The sequence below is a fragment of the Legionella clemsonensis genome (assembly GCF_002240035.1).
Taxonomy (GTDB): domain Bacteria; phylum Pseudomonadota; class Gammaproteobacteria; order Legionellales; family Legionellaceae; genus Tatlockia; species Tatlockia clemsonensis.
The window spans coordinates 2,995,001-3,008,593 of record NZ_CP016397.1 but is presented as its reverse complement, the minus strand read 5'-3'; the positions used below and the strand labels follow the sequence as shown (position 1 = coordinate 3,008,593).

Below are 13,593 nucleotides of genomic sequence, written 5' to 3'. Positions count from 1 at the left end.
TATAGGCTTAGGTTAGAGTACCTTATAAGTTCTAGCAAGAGTCTCAGGTTTCTAACGAACCAGAAAAAAACAAATACCAATGAAGGCAATAAATCCCCAAAATGGCGACAGTTGCCAATAAGTCAGACCTGAGAAGAAGACAATACAGGCTAAAGCGATTGGCAGAGAGTAATAGGAATTAATAACCCCCTGAGCAACCGAAAAGGACGCGGCAGCTAACAAGGCTAGTGCACCATATTGAACAGCAATCATCACTTTACGAGCGACAGGTCCACTATGGCTGGTTAACAGTTGGTAGCCTAGAATGGCTGTCAGTAGCCCTGGTAAATTAAGACTGGTTACAGCCAAAATTAATCCAGCCAAGCCAGCCGCCTTATAGCCAATTAATGCCGCTAATTTAACAGCAGTAAGGCCTGGAAATAAAAAGGTTGAGCCTACCATTTGTACGAATTCTTCTTCACCAATCCAATGACGGTAAGTGACAGCCTCATACTCTAACAATTTTAACATGGAGTTGCCGCCACCTAAGGAAATGATGCCAATTTTGCCGAAGCTAAAGATAATGGCCAGGAGAGTTTGAGTCATGGTTTCACGAATTGCTTTAGGAAACTCACATAGTCGCAAGAAACTTGGTCAGGCAGCAAGTGTTTTGCCATATGCGTCACCAGAAATTGAGAACGTCCTTCAATGCAAGCACTGAAGAAAATTTTTTCTTTCACTAAAAGCCTGGCAAGCTCAAGTTTCACACTAGGTGTAGTAGGAAATTTATAAATGAAGGCTACTTTGGAAACGTTAATCTGTTTGCTTTTTTTAGAGAGGGTTTCCACTTGTAAGTCCGCCGAGGGGGAGTCACGGTAAAGGTCTATTTTTTTACCAAAACCACAAATATTATCTTGTTTCTGTAGTAGAGGTTTATACTGCAACTCTTCCCGCCGCCTTTTGATATTGTAATTATTTCCAGGCAATAACAAATAGTAATCTTCACGATGTTTAATGTCGTATCTGCTTAAATCCAGGAAACTGTCATCAAGACCAGTTAAACAAATAATTTCATGGTGAGACCAAAAATATCTCGCTTCCCACTTAATGTTTTCCCTCTCATGATTGGACAATGTTTTTATATCCAATAACGGGACAGCATTTATTTCAAAATTCCAGACAAGTCGTTGGTTCATAGCGAAAAAAATTTATAAAAGAATAACGCTAGATGATTCGGTACTTGAAAGCAAGCTAAATGCATTTTTGTTAGTTATCAGCACGCATGGCTCGCAAAATGATAGCAGTCAGGTATATACTTGTTTCTATTTGGAATCTACTCAAAGGGAAGGTATCGAGATGGCTACACTTTTATTCCTTATTTATCTCGGATTTACATTGGTCGTACTCTACCGAGGCTTAAATCCTCTTATTTGGGAAATTGGCAGTGCGGTTTATTTGTTATTTGCTACTTTTTTTGTGGGTATGCATTGGCTCCCTGGTATTCTTATCTGGTTAATGATTCTTGCTGCGGTATTGGTAATTCGCGTGGAATCAATTCGGTTTGCAATCAGTGATTTTTTATTTGGCCGGGTAGGCAAATCAATTCCCAAATTATCTAAAACAGAAGAAGAAGCATTGAATGCGGGCGATACCTGGCTTGAGCAAGATATTTTTACCGGTACACCTAATTGGGACAGGCTGGCACAAGTTTCCTCGGAGTTAACTGAAGAGGAGCAGGCTTTTCTTGATAATGAGACACAGACTCTTTGTGACATGCTGGATGAATGGCAAATCAGTCAAGCTGGGGATTTGCCTGAAGAGGTATGGAATTTTATTAAGGAAAAGGGCTTTTTTGGCTTGGTAATTCCCAAAGAATATGGGGGTAAGGGTTTTTCAGCGCGCGCGCACTCCGATGTAGTGATGAAAATTGCAAGTCGCTCAGGTATCGCTGCTGTTACTGTCATGGTTCCTAATTCATTAGGACCAGGAGAATTATTGAATTATTATGGTACTGATGAACAAAAAGCCCAATATTTACCTAATTTGGCTAAAGGAATAGATATCCCTTGCTTCGCGCTGACAGAGCCTGGTGCTGGAAGCGATGCTACCTCTATTCAATCTGAAGCCATAGTGGTGAGAAGAAAAGTCGCCGATAAAACCATTCTTGGCCTTGAGATTACTTTAAATAAGCGTTGGATAACCTTGGCGCCTGTCGCAACACTCATTGGTTTGGCAGTTAACCTGAAAGATCCAGAGGGGTTACTTAAGGGCGAAGGAGAAGAAGGAATTACTTGTCTTTTAATTCCACGTGATACAGAGAATCTCGAAATAGGTAATCGTCATTTACCAGCCATGCAACCCTTTATGAATGGTACTTTACGCGGCAAAAACATTTTTGTGCCTCTAAGCACCATTATTGGTGGCCAGAAAAATGCAGGCCGTGGCTGGCAAATGTTAGTTGAATGTCTGTCGATTGGCCGTTCTATTTCCTTGCCTGCTTTGGGGGCTGCGTCGTCAACTATTGCCTACCTAACAAGCGGGGCTTTTGCACGCATTCGCCGGCAATTTAATCTGGAAATTGGCCAATTTGAAGGAGTAGAAGAAAAGCTTGCTGAAGTGGCCGGTTTAAATTATTTGGCGAATGCCACTCGATTGCTAACCGTTGCTGCCGTCAATGAGCATAAGAAACCTTCTGTTGCTTCTGCTATCACTAAATATTTCAATACAGAATTTGGTAGGGTAACAATAAACAATGCCATGGACATTCATGCTGGTCGTGCAGTAGTTGTTGGTCCCCGTAACTATTTATCCAGTTATTACCTGGGAGTGCCTGTTTCCATTACCGTAGAAGGGGCAAATATTATGTCCCGCAATTTATTGATTTTTGGTCAAGGCTCCATGGCATGCCATCCCTATGTTCGCGATGAATTTTATGCAATATCTCGTGATGACAAACAGGCTTTTAGAAAAATCATTTGGCAGCACATTAACTATTTTATGCACAATTTTGCCAAAGCCATTTGCTCCGCATGGACGGCTGGCTTATTGATAACAACGCCTGATAGTAAGTTAAGACGGGAATATCAGCGTTTGGCTCGCTTGAGTTATGCCTATTCCTGGCTAGCTGATTTATCATTAATTTATCTTGGAGGTGATCTGAAAAGAAAAGAGCGACTATCAGCCAGACTGGCCGATGGTATGTCCTATCTTTATATGGCTATGGCTGCTTTGCGTTATTACCAAAAAAATGAAGAGCATGCCGAGCAAAAAGTTCATGCCACATGGGCTCTCAGTTATTGCTTTTATCATGCGCAAAAAGCCATGATTACTTTATGTCACAATTTTCCTTCAAGGATACTGGGAGTTTTAGTTCAATTAATTGTATTTCCTTTTGGACAGACCATGCGCTATCCAAATGACCGCTTAGATCATCAGTTAGCGCGATTGATGATGTCTAATAATCACTATAGAAATGGAATAAAAAAATCAATTTACTTAAGTGGTGACCCTAATCAACCCGTAGATAGAATGGAAGAGGCACTGCAGTTAATTATTAAGCATGCAGATTTATACAAAAAGGTTCCTGATTTAAAACGCTATAAATTTGATACGCTAAAAGAACAGTTGACATTAAAAGTCAGTAAAGGAGAGTTAACTCAGCAGGAAATGGATGCATTGGTTGCAGTTGAGAAAGCTCGGTGGGATGCAATCCAGGTAGATGAATTTTCTTTTGATTCCATGAAAAAGAAATCATTTGCATCGGTGACCGATACCATTCCAAATCCGTTAGACAAGTAATCAATAATGACGCAATGTTCTCTGAGAAGCATTGCGTCAATTCCAATCACAAGTCTTATTTTACTCTCCCTTAACATTACTGAGGTGATATTCATCTATGGGAGGGAAGCTTTTTTGCTATAATCATTTAAACGTTGAACCATGACGAAATAAGCCGTTATTATAAAAGTATACTTCTGAGAGCCTAAGTTATGACTTTAGATTACCGATCTAATAAAGCAATCACTCTTCCCAGTAAAGATGACTTAATTAAAATCAAAGAAACAGTAACTATTCCAGAAGTTGGAAATTATTTGCTGCATCACTTTGAAGAACGACTTGTTGCTGCAAATAAGTTTGAGGAAGGAAAACCTGCTTATGACAATATCCGCGACTTTGTAGACTTATTAGAAATGCAAAGTAAAAATAGGGGAGACCCCTGGGCAGGTATTCCTGGGCCATTGAATGATTTTCAAAATCTGCAGCAAAACAGAGCGGAAAAGGCAGCGGAAAAGGCAGGACCTAATATTGAGAATACGCTTTTCGTTGAATTCGCCCTCAGCGATAAGGGTCAGATGGTTAGAGCATTTGCTACATTAAAGCAAGATTTGGAAACTGGAAAATTAAAAAAAAAGGCGCTTGATCCAGAAACAAGACAAGAGCTTGATAAGATGGTGCAGGCTGTCCTTGCTGAAGCGAATTTAATAAGCAAAGGTAGTGTTATTTATGAAGGTGATGAAAACGGACAAATTCGGCGTGATGCAAAGGGAGAACCTGTTCTTGCTGATGTAGAAAAGGCAAAGCAAGTACTTAACAACGCCTCAAAACAATTGGAGAAATATTTTAAACAATCAGGGAAAGATGCTATTCATGTGGAAACTAAAGAGCGCGCTTTTCCTAAACAGCCTGCCATCTCAAAAACTCAAGCGCCAGAAACCGCGCCTGGTGCTAAACCAGAGGCAGCTCCTGAGTCAGGCAATACTTCTCCACAAGCTTCAGGCCCCTCCTCCTCTTAAATGAGCAAGGGTATTGGCAAGTCGTAGTCGCTCTGGCGAGCCAATATCCAACCATAATCCTTCATACAATTCACCAGAAGCCAAATTTTCATCGGCGAAATGACGTACTATTGGAATGACAGAATAACGTCCTGCCTGGCAATTATAAAATGCTTCAGGACGGTAGCAGGCAATACCAGCGAAAGTGTAGGCTTTTTCATTGCTAAGATGCTGCTGGCAAAGACCAAAATCACCGCCATGATTATGCGCAGGGTTGGCAACCAAAACCAGTTTCACCATGACATCAGGAGACAGGCGCAGTGCGTTAAAGTTATAATCGGTGATGATATCAGCATTTACTGTTAGAAAGGGTTCTTTACCTAATAAGGGCAAGGCATTATAAATTCCTCCACCCGTTTCAAGTCCGCCTGGAGGTTCTGGCGCATAACAAATCTCGACATTCCACCGACTACCATCACCGAGGTAACGGCGTATTTGCCCTCCGAGATGAGCATGATTAATAACCAGACGCTCAAAGCCACACTGAGCCAGCTTGGCGACATGATATTCAATTAGTGGCTTGTTCTGTACTCTACATAATGCTTTAGGTATTACATCGGTAAGTGGCCTTAACCGCTCACCCCTACCTGCTGCTAAAATCATCGCCGTTTTCATGGTAAACGGATCCTCTTTTGCATAAATTGATAAAATGGCTCTAACTCTTGGTAGTTCTCAAGGCAAGCCATGACATGATGGAGCGTCAAAGGCAAATCATTTAAGTAACTCGGTTTGTTATCGCGCAAATAGAGCCGAGAGAAAATGCCTAGAACTTTTAAATGCCTTTGTAAACCACATAAATCAAAAGCATCAATGAAATCATTTAAAGAATATGGTGCCGCTAAAGGGGATTGTTCATAAAAAGCAGTTACCCAGTTAAGCACTTGTTCGCGCGGCCATTGAATATAGCAATCTTTTAAAAGAGAGACCAAATCATAAGTAAAAGGTCCAATCATGGCATCCTGAAAATCAATAATCCCTAATTGAATATCATCTTCCACATCGTTTAGTACCATAATGTTTCGTGAGTGATAATCACGATGAATAAACACTTGTGGCTGATGAGAAACTTTATCCGTTAGCCAATCGAATGTGGTGGTTAAGAGATGTTCTTCTTGCGCGTTTAATTCAATTTTCAAGTAACGACAAAGGAACCATTCTCGAAAATTATTGATTTCTTGCAGCATGAACTGTTTATCAAAACGGGGTAAATTGGCTGTGTGTGCAGGAGAACAACCTTGCATCATTAAAATAATTGTTATGGCTGCGGCATAAAATTTATTCACCGTGCTTGGTGATAAATGTTTAAGTAGTAACTCATCCCCAAAGTCATCTAAAATAGCAAATCCCTGGGCTTCATCCAACGCATGAATGCGGGGAGCTTTAACCCCTAAATTCGTTAATAATTCACAAACTGTCAAAAAAGGTTGTAGAGCTTCCTTGTCAGGTGGAGCATCCATAATAACTTGAGTCATTGTATTTAACCGCAGACGAAAATAGCGTCTAAAACTGGCATCACCTGCTAATGGATTGAGTGAGTATGAAGCTGGAGCGAGTATTTTTTCCAACCATTTGTTAAGTGCGTTTTGCCGATTTTGCATGCTATACTCCAAAGCCATATTCTTGCTTATAAGGTTGCGCATTTGCCACTCTATAAGTATTAATTATTGTGCACTTTGTGCATACGCATCATAAGGTATTTTGGTGGCGCTGAACATTAGGTTTAATTCAATAAATAAAAAAATTAAGAAAAGAATGAGCGGTCGCTATGCATCTGTTGGTAGTGTTACGATACTTGGTATAGCTACCGGTATTTATCCTATGGCCAGCTATGCGACAAACATAATGGTGGTAGAGCCAGTGCAGGCTTGCATTATAGCTCGTGATGTGGATTTGACAGATGCTGTTCGTTCACGTTTTGCTCAGTGTTTGGGATGGGAGTCTCAGCTTGTTTCGCCGATCTCCGTGTGTCGGGGTGCTTATCAGCCTTTACAAATTACACCCTTGGCTGATCCCGACGAAATACGAATCACTGCAGACGAAGTGTTATTTTATAATGAAGGACGGTCTCAATTAACGGGTAATGTCGAGGTACAGCAAGCACAACGTGTTGTAAATGCTCAAACCGCTTATGTCTATCGTGATGCTAAATCCAATCAGGTGACAAAAATTGAACTACTTGGCGAAGTTCATTATTTAGAACCTGATCGTTTAATGATAGCGAGAAAAGCAACTATTTTTCCGCAAGATAAATCGGGCAAAGTTGAAGATGTATTGTATCGCTTTAATTCACAGCGTCCCGGAGCAACCTTGCCTGCTTGGGGTAGAGCCAGTTTGATAGAGCGTTTTGCCAATCAGGATTATTTATTAAAGCGAGCCACTTATAGTAATTGTGCTCCTCAAGATAAAGCCTGGCAGATTGAGGCAGAAAGTATAGCGCTTGATGATTCAGAATCAATGGGCGTGGCAAGACATGCAAAACTACGCATTTATGATGTCCCTGTGCTTTACACCCCCTATTTAAGTTTTCCCACGTCCAAAGAGCGTAAATCTGGCTTTTTAATGCCAACGATTGGTACATCAAATGTAGGTGGTTTTGATTATGCACAGCCTTACTATTGGAATATTGCGCCCAACTATGATGCCACTATTATTCCACACTACTATTCTTTACGAGGATTAATGTTGGGAGGACAGTTTAGATATTTAACTCCACATTCCTCGGGTGTTTTTAATGGACGTTTTTTGCCGAACGATCATGCCTTTAAGGATTATATTCAGGATCATCAGGAACGTTATCCAATATTGCGCGGTCTTTCTACGAATCGCTGGTCTGTTCAGGCGTTGAATAATACATGGCTAACGCCAAACTTACACTTGGGAATTAATTTTCAACAGGTTTCTGATGATTATTTTCTGCAAGACTTTAGTAGTAATTTTGCGGTTCTAACCGAACGACAATTACTGCGTGAGGCTAATTTAAGCTATACCACCGATCATTGGCTATTTCGAGGTATGTTGCAAAGTTATCAAACGCTTCACCCAGTTAATCAAACGCCAATTGCAGATATTTACCAACGTTTGCCACAACTGTTAGCGCACGGCAGTTATGACGATTTACCCTTTAATGGGAATTTGTCAATATTGAGTCAATACGATCAATTTGAATGGCCTGAGGATCCATCGCTTAAATCCTTGCGGGTGGTTAAGCGACGGCTCGCTAAGCCAGAGGGTCCACGCTATCACTTAAATCCGGTGTTGGCTTTCCCACAAATAAAGCCGTGGGGTTTTTTTACGCCTTCTGTAGAGTTCGTGGAAAATTATTATGATGTGAGCAGAAATAATTATGCTTCATTAAATGACAGTAATCCCTTAAATGACTATGGTTTTCCAGTTTCTGCTAGAACAAATAATCAGTACAACCGCATTATTCCTCGTTATAGCATTGATAGTGGCCTATATTTTGAGCGTTCTACCTCTTTTTTCAATCACGCATTAACCCAAACATTGGAGCCTCGTCTTTATTATTTGTATGTACCCTATGCTGATCAAACACCAATTCCCGTTTATGATTCTGGCTATATGATTTTTAGTGTTGATCAGCTGTTTCGAAAAAATCGTTTTTCAGGATTTGACAGAATTGGTGATGCCAATCAACTTTCCTATGCAGTGACTTCTCGCTGGCTCTCTGATGAAACGGGAGCAGAAAAAGCGAACATATCAATAGGTCAAAGTCGTTATTTTTCAAACAGGCGGGTGCAACTTTGCCAAAATCCCGCAGGTTCCTGCCGTGACAATCCCTTAACATTAGGCTATTTATCACCTACTGCTGACTATTCACCCGTGGCAAGCAGAGCGATGTATCATTTTAACTCCAGATGGTTTCTCACAGGAGATTATATCTGGAATCCCTCTACACGCTCTACTGATAATGGTCGCGTAAATTTACATTATCAGCCAGGACCTAACAAAATAATCAATTTTGGTTATTCCTATCTTGTCAGTGGTGATATCACTCAGGTTGATCTTAGCAAAGTGAATGTAAGTCCGCTAAATCAAATCACTTTTTCCTATGCCTGGCCTTTATCGGATAAATGGAGCAGCTTGGGGGGATACAATTACAACATCAGTAAAGATTATGAGATGATGTCTTTTTTAGGAATACAGTATGATAGTTGCTGTTGGGCTATAAGATTAATCGGGGGGCGCAGTTTTCAAAGTTTAAATGCCGCAGCGCAGCCCATATATAATAACAACATTTATTTGCAAGTTTTGTTAAAAGGACTTGGTTCGGTAGGAAATAGTGATCCAGCAAGTACTATACATACTTATTTACCGACCTACATTGATCAGTTTCATAATAGCTAAAATTTGCTTGAAAAATTAGCAAAGTTGCTTGTGTTTTCCTTAAGAATGACCTACATTGCCGGAAAAATTAAAGAAGGGGGATAATTCACATGTTAAAGCGGATTGCACTCTTAATACTGATATTATCAGTACTTCCTGCTACAGAAGCTGCTCAGCCTTTGGACCGGGTCATCGCTGTGGTTAATGAAGGTGTAATTACCGAGAGTGAATTAAACGCACAAGTTGATATCTTGCGTCGACAGCTTGAGGCTAAAAATATGCAGTTACCGTCTGAACAGGTCTTACGTAAGCAGGTTCTGCAACATTTAATTGATGTAGATCTGGAATTACAACTTGCAAAACAACATGATATTACAGTCGATAACACTGAATTGAACGATACTATCAATAAAATAGCCGCAGCCAATAATCTATCATTAACGCAATTACGAGAAGAAATTGTTCGACAAGGGTTAACTTGGGAAACCTATCGAGAAAATATTCGCAAAGAAATGCTGATTAGTCGACTGCAGCAAAAAGCAGTGGGTAAGGACATTGCTGTTACTGCTGCTCAAGTGGAAGATTATTTAAAAAATGCACAACAGGACGATAAAAGCCAATTAACTTATCACTTACAAAATATTGTTATTCCTGTTCCAGAAGAGCCCACCACTGAGCAAATAGCTAAAGCGCGCGAAAAAGCGAAAGCACTACTTGGTAAAATTAAAGGTGGAGATGATTTTAACCGTTTGGCTATAGCCGAATCCAGTGGTGAGTTTGCCTTGGAAGGTGGTGACTTGGGCGAGCGCCATCTTGCTGAACTTCCTGAAATTTTTGCTAAAGAAGTTGTGAAGATGAGACCTGGTCAGGTTGTAGGACCAATCAGAACGGGCAATGGCCTACAACTGATCAAACTTATTGCCATCAGTGGTAATAATCAACGTCATGAAGTTACCAAAACGCACGTACGCCATATCTTATTAAAACCTGATGCCAGCATGACGGCTGAAGAAGCAAATCGACAAGCTTATAACTTGTATCAACAGTTGCAATCAGGAAAAGACTTTGCATTAATGGCTAAACAGTATTCATTGGATGCTGCAAGCGCTGTTAAAGGAGGCGATCTTGGCTGGGTGAATCCAGGTGAGCTTGTGCCTGAGTTTGAAAAAGCAATGGATGCCTTACCTTTGCATAAGGTGAGCAAACCAGTAAAAACGGTTTTTGGTTGGCACTTAATTGAAGTTTTGGAACGTAAAAAAATAGATGATTCAGAATCATTCAAGCGGCAACAAGTACGACAATTTCTACAACAACGTAAATTTACAGAGGCTGTGCAAAATTGGCAGCAACATCTACGTTCCAGTGCTTATATCAATATTATGGATAAGGATTTAGCCTAATGAAACCACTACTGGTAAGTAGTGGTGAGCCTGCGGGTGTTGGGCCTGACTTATGTCTTGCTCTCGCCGAGCATGAATTACCTGTAGTGATTCTCGCTGATAAAGAGTTACTACAATTGCGGGCTCAGGAGCTGAAGTTAGTTTTAACCTTTTCAGATTATCAACCTGGCGCTCCAATTATTATACGCCGCGGTCATTTAACCGTATTGTCCATTCCCTGTCCGGAAAAAGTAGTCTCTGGAAAGTTAGATCCAAAAAATTCATCTTACGTGATTGAGATGTTAACCTTGGCCGCTGACAGATGTTTGAGAGAGGAGTTTTCAGGGTTAATCACAGCGCCTGTTCATAAAGCAGTGATTAACCAGGCAGGAATTCCCTTCATAGGTCATACTGAATTTTTTGCGACCTATTGCAATACGAATAGCGTAGTTATGATGTTGGCTTGTGCGACAATGAAAGTTGCCTTAGTGACTACGCATCTCCCTTTAAGAGCAGTAGCTGATGCTATCTCTATCCATACTGTTAAACAAGTTATTCAACAACTCAATGATACATTGAAGAATGATTTTAGCATTGTTAAGCCGCGTTTATTCGTCGCTGGCTTGAATCCACATGCTGGAGAAGGTGGCTATTTGGGACGAGAAGAAATTGAGGTTATTACTCCCGCTTTGGAGCAATTAAAACAAGAAGGAATTGATGTTTATGGCCCCTTTCCGGCTGATACAATGTTCACACCACATAATGTAGAGCGATGTGATGCTTTTGTAGCAATGTACCATGATCAGGGTTTATCCGTTTTAAAGTATGTGGGTTTTGGCTCAGCGGTCAATGTGACTCTTGGATTGCCTTTCATTAGGACATCAGTAGATCATGGTACTGCGCTGGATTTAGCGGGTACTGGTCAGGCTGAAATAGGTAGTTTATTAGCAGCTGTGGAAATGGCGCACACTATGGCGATTATAAGAGAAAAAAGATGACCACTATAAGTCTCATTGCGGCAATTGATGAAAATTATGGTTTAGGCAAAGATAACCATTTGCTTTGCCATCTTCCTGCTGATTTAAAGCATTTTAAAGCATTGACAATGGGAAAACCCATTATCATGGGTAAAAAAACATTTACTTCCATTGGTAAACCCCTTCCAGGACGACTAAATATTGTATTGAGTAAACAAATTAAAAAAATTAATGGTGTGGAAGTGGCTGAATCCTTGGAGAAGGCTTTGGCTTTAGTGACTGAAGTACCTGAAGTGATGATTATCGGTGGCGCTACTGTTTATCAACAAGCGCTTGCCAAAGCATCCACAATGTATTTAACAAAAATACACCATCAATTCGAAGCTGATGTTTTTTTTCCCAAATTTGATGAGACTAATTGGCAGGTTAAAGAAGCAGTTTTTTTCCCGAAAGATGAAAAAAATAAGTTTAATATGACTTTTTATCGATATGAACGTCTAGTCAAGTAAATTACTTCCCGGATTATATCCGGGAAATGCAGGTTTAATTACATTGAATATGATTAAATCTGTCGATGCGACACCCTCTCCCACATCGAATTTCATTAAAAAGATTAACGACACAATTTTGACCACGCTGCTCCGCGCAGGCTACCTTTAACGGTGTCTTGACACAACCATAACCACAAGCAATATGTCCAAAGTTATCGGATACACATTGTTGAGCAGGAGAAGAAGCACAAGCCACTGAATTAATTGATCTTACGCAATTATAGCCGCAAGCAGTATTACCAAAAGGACCCTGCAAACACTGTTGGCGAGGTTGTTCTCGGTGACCATGGTATCGACTATAGCCACTAGATTGCGGCTGCTCATGAAAATGTCTGTTGCTCTCATATTTTGTTAGGAGACGATAATTATCTGTGATTATTTCCCGCCCACCGTAGGAAATATTACAATGATGGTAGCCTGGCCATGTTTTCCCGGGTTGTTTGCTTCCCTTGAAATAGGCTTGGCATAAAAACAATGGATTGCCATTGGTATCTCGTCCTACTGTAATTGCAACACCGGTATTGGACCAATAACTATTACGAAACATATGACGAGAAGGAATTTCAAATTGATCAACAATATATTCTTTTCCCCCATAAGGGACATTACAGCGATTATAGCCTGGCCATGTTTTTCCTGGTTGCGTGCTGTTAAATAATCGACCCAAGCATAAAAATAAAGGTTTACCATCGGTGTCTAAACCTACTTTGAATGCATTAGCAAAGGGGGAGTTGGCTTGGTGGTGATAATGAACATGGGGAGCAGCCCAGGTTATCTTTAAGCAGAATACTATTAGAAGGAAACAAAAAGTACGCATTAGCTAATCCTCAGTACAAGTGATAATAATTTGCGCACATAATAACTTAATGGTGAGCTGGAGCGCAATGCACTAGAAGTTCATGGGTATATTAGCTACTATGAATATCCTTTTAAAGAAAGGAATGACATGGATAATTTATCACGCGGTACAATGAAAATTGAAGGCTTCACTGATGCTGAATTGGAGTTTCAATTGTTGCGACAGTTAGGTTCTAGCACTTACGGAGGTGCTTCAGTAGGTGAGTGTTTTGCTATCAGAACTGAGATTATTGATCAAAGTCCTGCATCATGGGTAAAAGCATTTGCTAAATGGGGACATTTGCAGCGTCAAGATGCACAAAATCGCGCAGCAAAAAATCATTGTCTTAGTGCTTATGAACAATATTTAAAAGCCAGCAACTCTTTCAGAGCTGCAGAATATTACAGTCCGTCCAGGAGTGAAGAACATCGTCAACTGGGTATGCTTTCTCGTAATTGTTTTGAACAAGCGATGAAAAATAGCAATTACTATTTTGAGTCATTAATTCTGCAATTAGCTGGAGAAAATCTTCCTGTATACTTTATCTGTCCTGATAAAGAGGAAACGCCACGAAAGACGCTTATTATTGTCAGTGGTTTTGATGGAACACTAGAAGAAGAATATTGCATGCGGGGGATTGCTGGTTTACAGCGAGGATACAATATTATTCTAATGGCTGGTCCTGGACAAATG

The 13,593-nt window shown here is 40.4% G+C and carries 12 protein-coding genes (1 of these 12 running past the window's edge); 7 read left to right on the top strand and 5 right to left on the bottom strand.

Annotated features, from left to right (window positions below; translation table 11 throughout):
- Nucleotides 1–51: 51 nt before the first annotated feature.
- Nucleotides 52–585 (bottom strand): chromate transporter, encoded by a 534-nt coding sequence (locus clem_RS13420; RefSeq protein ID WP_094092008.1) that lies wholly within the window; start codon nt 583–585, stop codon nt 52–54.
- A complete protein-coding gene (locus clem_RS13415; RefSeq protein WP_094092007.1) occupies nt 582–1,175 on the bottom strand; it encodes a hypothetical protein in 594 nt (197 codons plus the stop codon). Before clem_RS13415 ends, clem_RS13420 begins: the two co-directional genes overlap by 4 nt.
- A gap of 160 nt (nt 1,176–1,335) precedes the next feature.
- Between clem_RS13415 and clem_RS13410 the strand changes: the two genes are divergently transcribed.
- Nucleotides 1,336–3,777 (top strand): acyl-CoA dehydrogenase, encoded by a 2,442-nt coding sequence (locus clem_RS13410; RefSeq protein ID WP_094092006.1) that lies wholly within the window; start codon nt 1,336–1,338, stop codon nt 3,775–3,777.
- Nucleotides 3,778–3,968: 191 nt separating this feature from the next.
- The gene (locus clem_RS13405; protein ID WP_094092005.1) at nt 3,969–4,772 is read left to right on the top strand and encodes a hypothetical protein; all 804 of its coding nucleotides are present in this window, start codon (nt 3,969–3,971) and stop codon (nt 4,770–4,772) included.
- On the opposite strand, the gene murU is transcribed toward clem_RS13405, so the two are convergent.
- The gene (gene murU / locus clem_RS13400) at nt 4,752–5,426 is read right to left on the bottom strand and encodes an N-acetylmuramate alpha-1-phosphate uridylyltransferase MurU (RefSeq protein ID WP_094092004.1); all 675 of its coding nucleotides are present in this window, start codon (nt 5,424–5,426) and stop codon (nt 4,752–4,754) included. The genes clem_RS13405 and murU overlap by 21 nt on opposite strands.
- The gene (locus clem_RS13395) at nt 5,423–6,409 is read right to left on the bottom strand and encodes an aminoglycoside phosphotransferase family protein (RefSeq protein WP_094092003.1); all 987 of its coding nucleotides are present in this window, start codon (nt 6,407–6,409) and stop codon (nt 5,423–5,425) included. The genes murU and clem_RS13395 overlap by 4 nt, the downstream gene beginning before the upstream one ends.
- Nucleotides 6,410–6,563: 154 nt before the next feature.
- Between clem_RS13395 and clem_RS13390 the strand changes: the two genes are divergently transcribed.
- The 4 genes from clem_RS13390 to clem_RS13375 all read left to right on the top strand — a co-directional run bounded on the left by clem_RS13390 (nt 6,564) and on the right by clem_RS13375 (nt 12,020).
- Entirely contained in the window at nt 6,564–9,176 is a 2,613-nt protein-coding gene (locus clem_RS13390) for an LPS-assembly protein LptD (protein WP_094092002.1), read from the top strand.
- 89 nt (nt 9,177–9,265) lie between these two features.
- Entirely contained in the window at nt 9,266–10,555 is a 1,290-nt protein-coding gene (locus tag clem_RS13385; RefSeq protein ID WP_094092001.1) for a peptidylprolyl isomerase, read from the top strand.
- The gene (gene pdxA / locus clem_RS13380) at nt 10,555–11,532 is read left to right on the top strand and encodes a 4-hydroxythreonine-4-phosphate dehydrogenase PdxA (protein ID WP_094092000.1); all 978 of its coding nucleotides are present in this window, start codon (nt 10,555–10,557) and stop codon (nt 11,530–11,532) included. The genes clem_RS13385 and pdxA overlap by 1 nt, the downstream gene beginning before the upstream one ends.
- Nucleotides 11,529–12,020, top strand: a complete 492-nt coding sequence (locus clem_RS13375) for a dihydrofolate reductase (RefSeq protein ID WP_094091999.1) — start codon at nt 11,529–11,531, stop codon at nt 12,018–12,020. The genes pdxA and clem_RS13375 overlap by 4 nt, the downstream gene beginning before the upstream one ends.
- Before the next feature lie 34 nt (nt 12,021–12,054).
- Here the strand turns inward: clem_RS13375 and clem_RS13370 are convergent, their stop codons facing one another.
- Nucleotides 12,055–12,879, bottom strand: a complete 825-nt coding sequence (locus clem_RS13370; RefSeq protein ID WP_094091998.1) for a DM9 repeat-containing protein — start codon at nt 12,877–12,879, stop codon at nt 12,055–12,057.
- A gap of 129 nt (nt 12,880–13,008) precedes the next feature.
- Here clem_RS13370 and clem_RS13365 point away from each other — a divergent pair, with 129 nt between their 5' ends.
- Nucleotides 13,009–13,593, top strand: the 5' end (the start) of a protein-coding gene (locus clem_RS13365; protein WP_094091997.1) for an alpha/beta hydrolase family protein. Its footprint extends 633 nt past the window's final position; only the first 585 of its 1,218 coding nucleotides appear in the window; it begins with the start codon at nt 13,009–13,011; its stop codon lies beyond the right edge, outside the window.

Excerpts from the sequence above, each read along its gene's own strand:
- clem_RS13420 (WP_094092008.1), bottom strand. The coding sequence starts at position 585 with ATGACTCAAACTCTCCTGGCCATTATCTTTAGCTTCGGCAAAATTGGC.
- clem_RS13415 (WP_094092007.1), bottom strand. The coding sequence starts at position 1,175 with ATGAACCAACGACTTGTCTGGAATTTTGAAATAAATGCTGTCCCGTTA.
- clem_RS13410 (WP_094092006.1), top strand. The coding sequence starts at position 1,336 with ATGGCTACACTTTTATTCCTTATTTATCTCGGATTTACATTGGTCGTA.
- clem_RS13405 (WP_094092005.1), top strand. The coding sequence starts at position 3,969 with ATGACTTTAGATTACCGATCTAATAAAGCAATCACTCTTCCCAGTAAA.
- murU (WP_094092004.1), bottom strand. The coding sequence starts at position 5,426 with ATGAAAACGGCGATGATTTTAGCAGCAGGTAGGGGTGAGCGGTTAAGG.
- clem_RS13395 (WP_094092003.1), bottom strand. The coding sequence starts at position 6,409 with ATGCAAAATCGGCAAAACGCACTTAACAAATGGTTGGAAAAAATACTC.
- clem_RS13390 (WP_094092002.1), top strand. The coding sequence starts at position 6,564 with ATGAGCGGTCGCTATGCATCTGTTGGTAGTGTTACGATACTTGGTATA.
- clem_RS13385 (WP_094092001.1), top strand. The coding sequence starts at position 9,266 with ATGTTAAAGCGGATTGCACTCTTAATACTGATATTATCAGTACTTCCT.
- pdxA (WP_094092000.1), top strand. The coding sequence starts at position 10,555 with ATGAAACCACTACTGGTAAGTAGTGGTGAGCCTGCGGGTGTTGGGCCT.
- clem_RS13375 (WP_094091999.1), top strand. The coding sequence starts at position 11,529 with ATGACCACTATAAGTCTCATTGCGGCAATTGATGAAAATTATGGTTTA.
- clem_RS13370 (WP_094091998.1), bottom strand. The coding sequence starts at position 12,879 with ATGCGTACTTTTTGTTTCCTTCTAATAGTATTCTGCTTAAAGATAACC.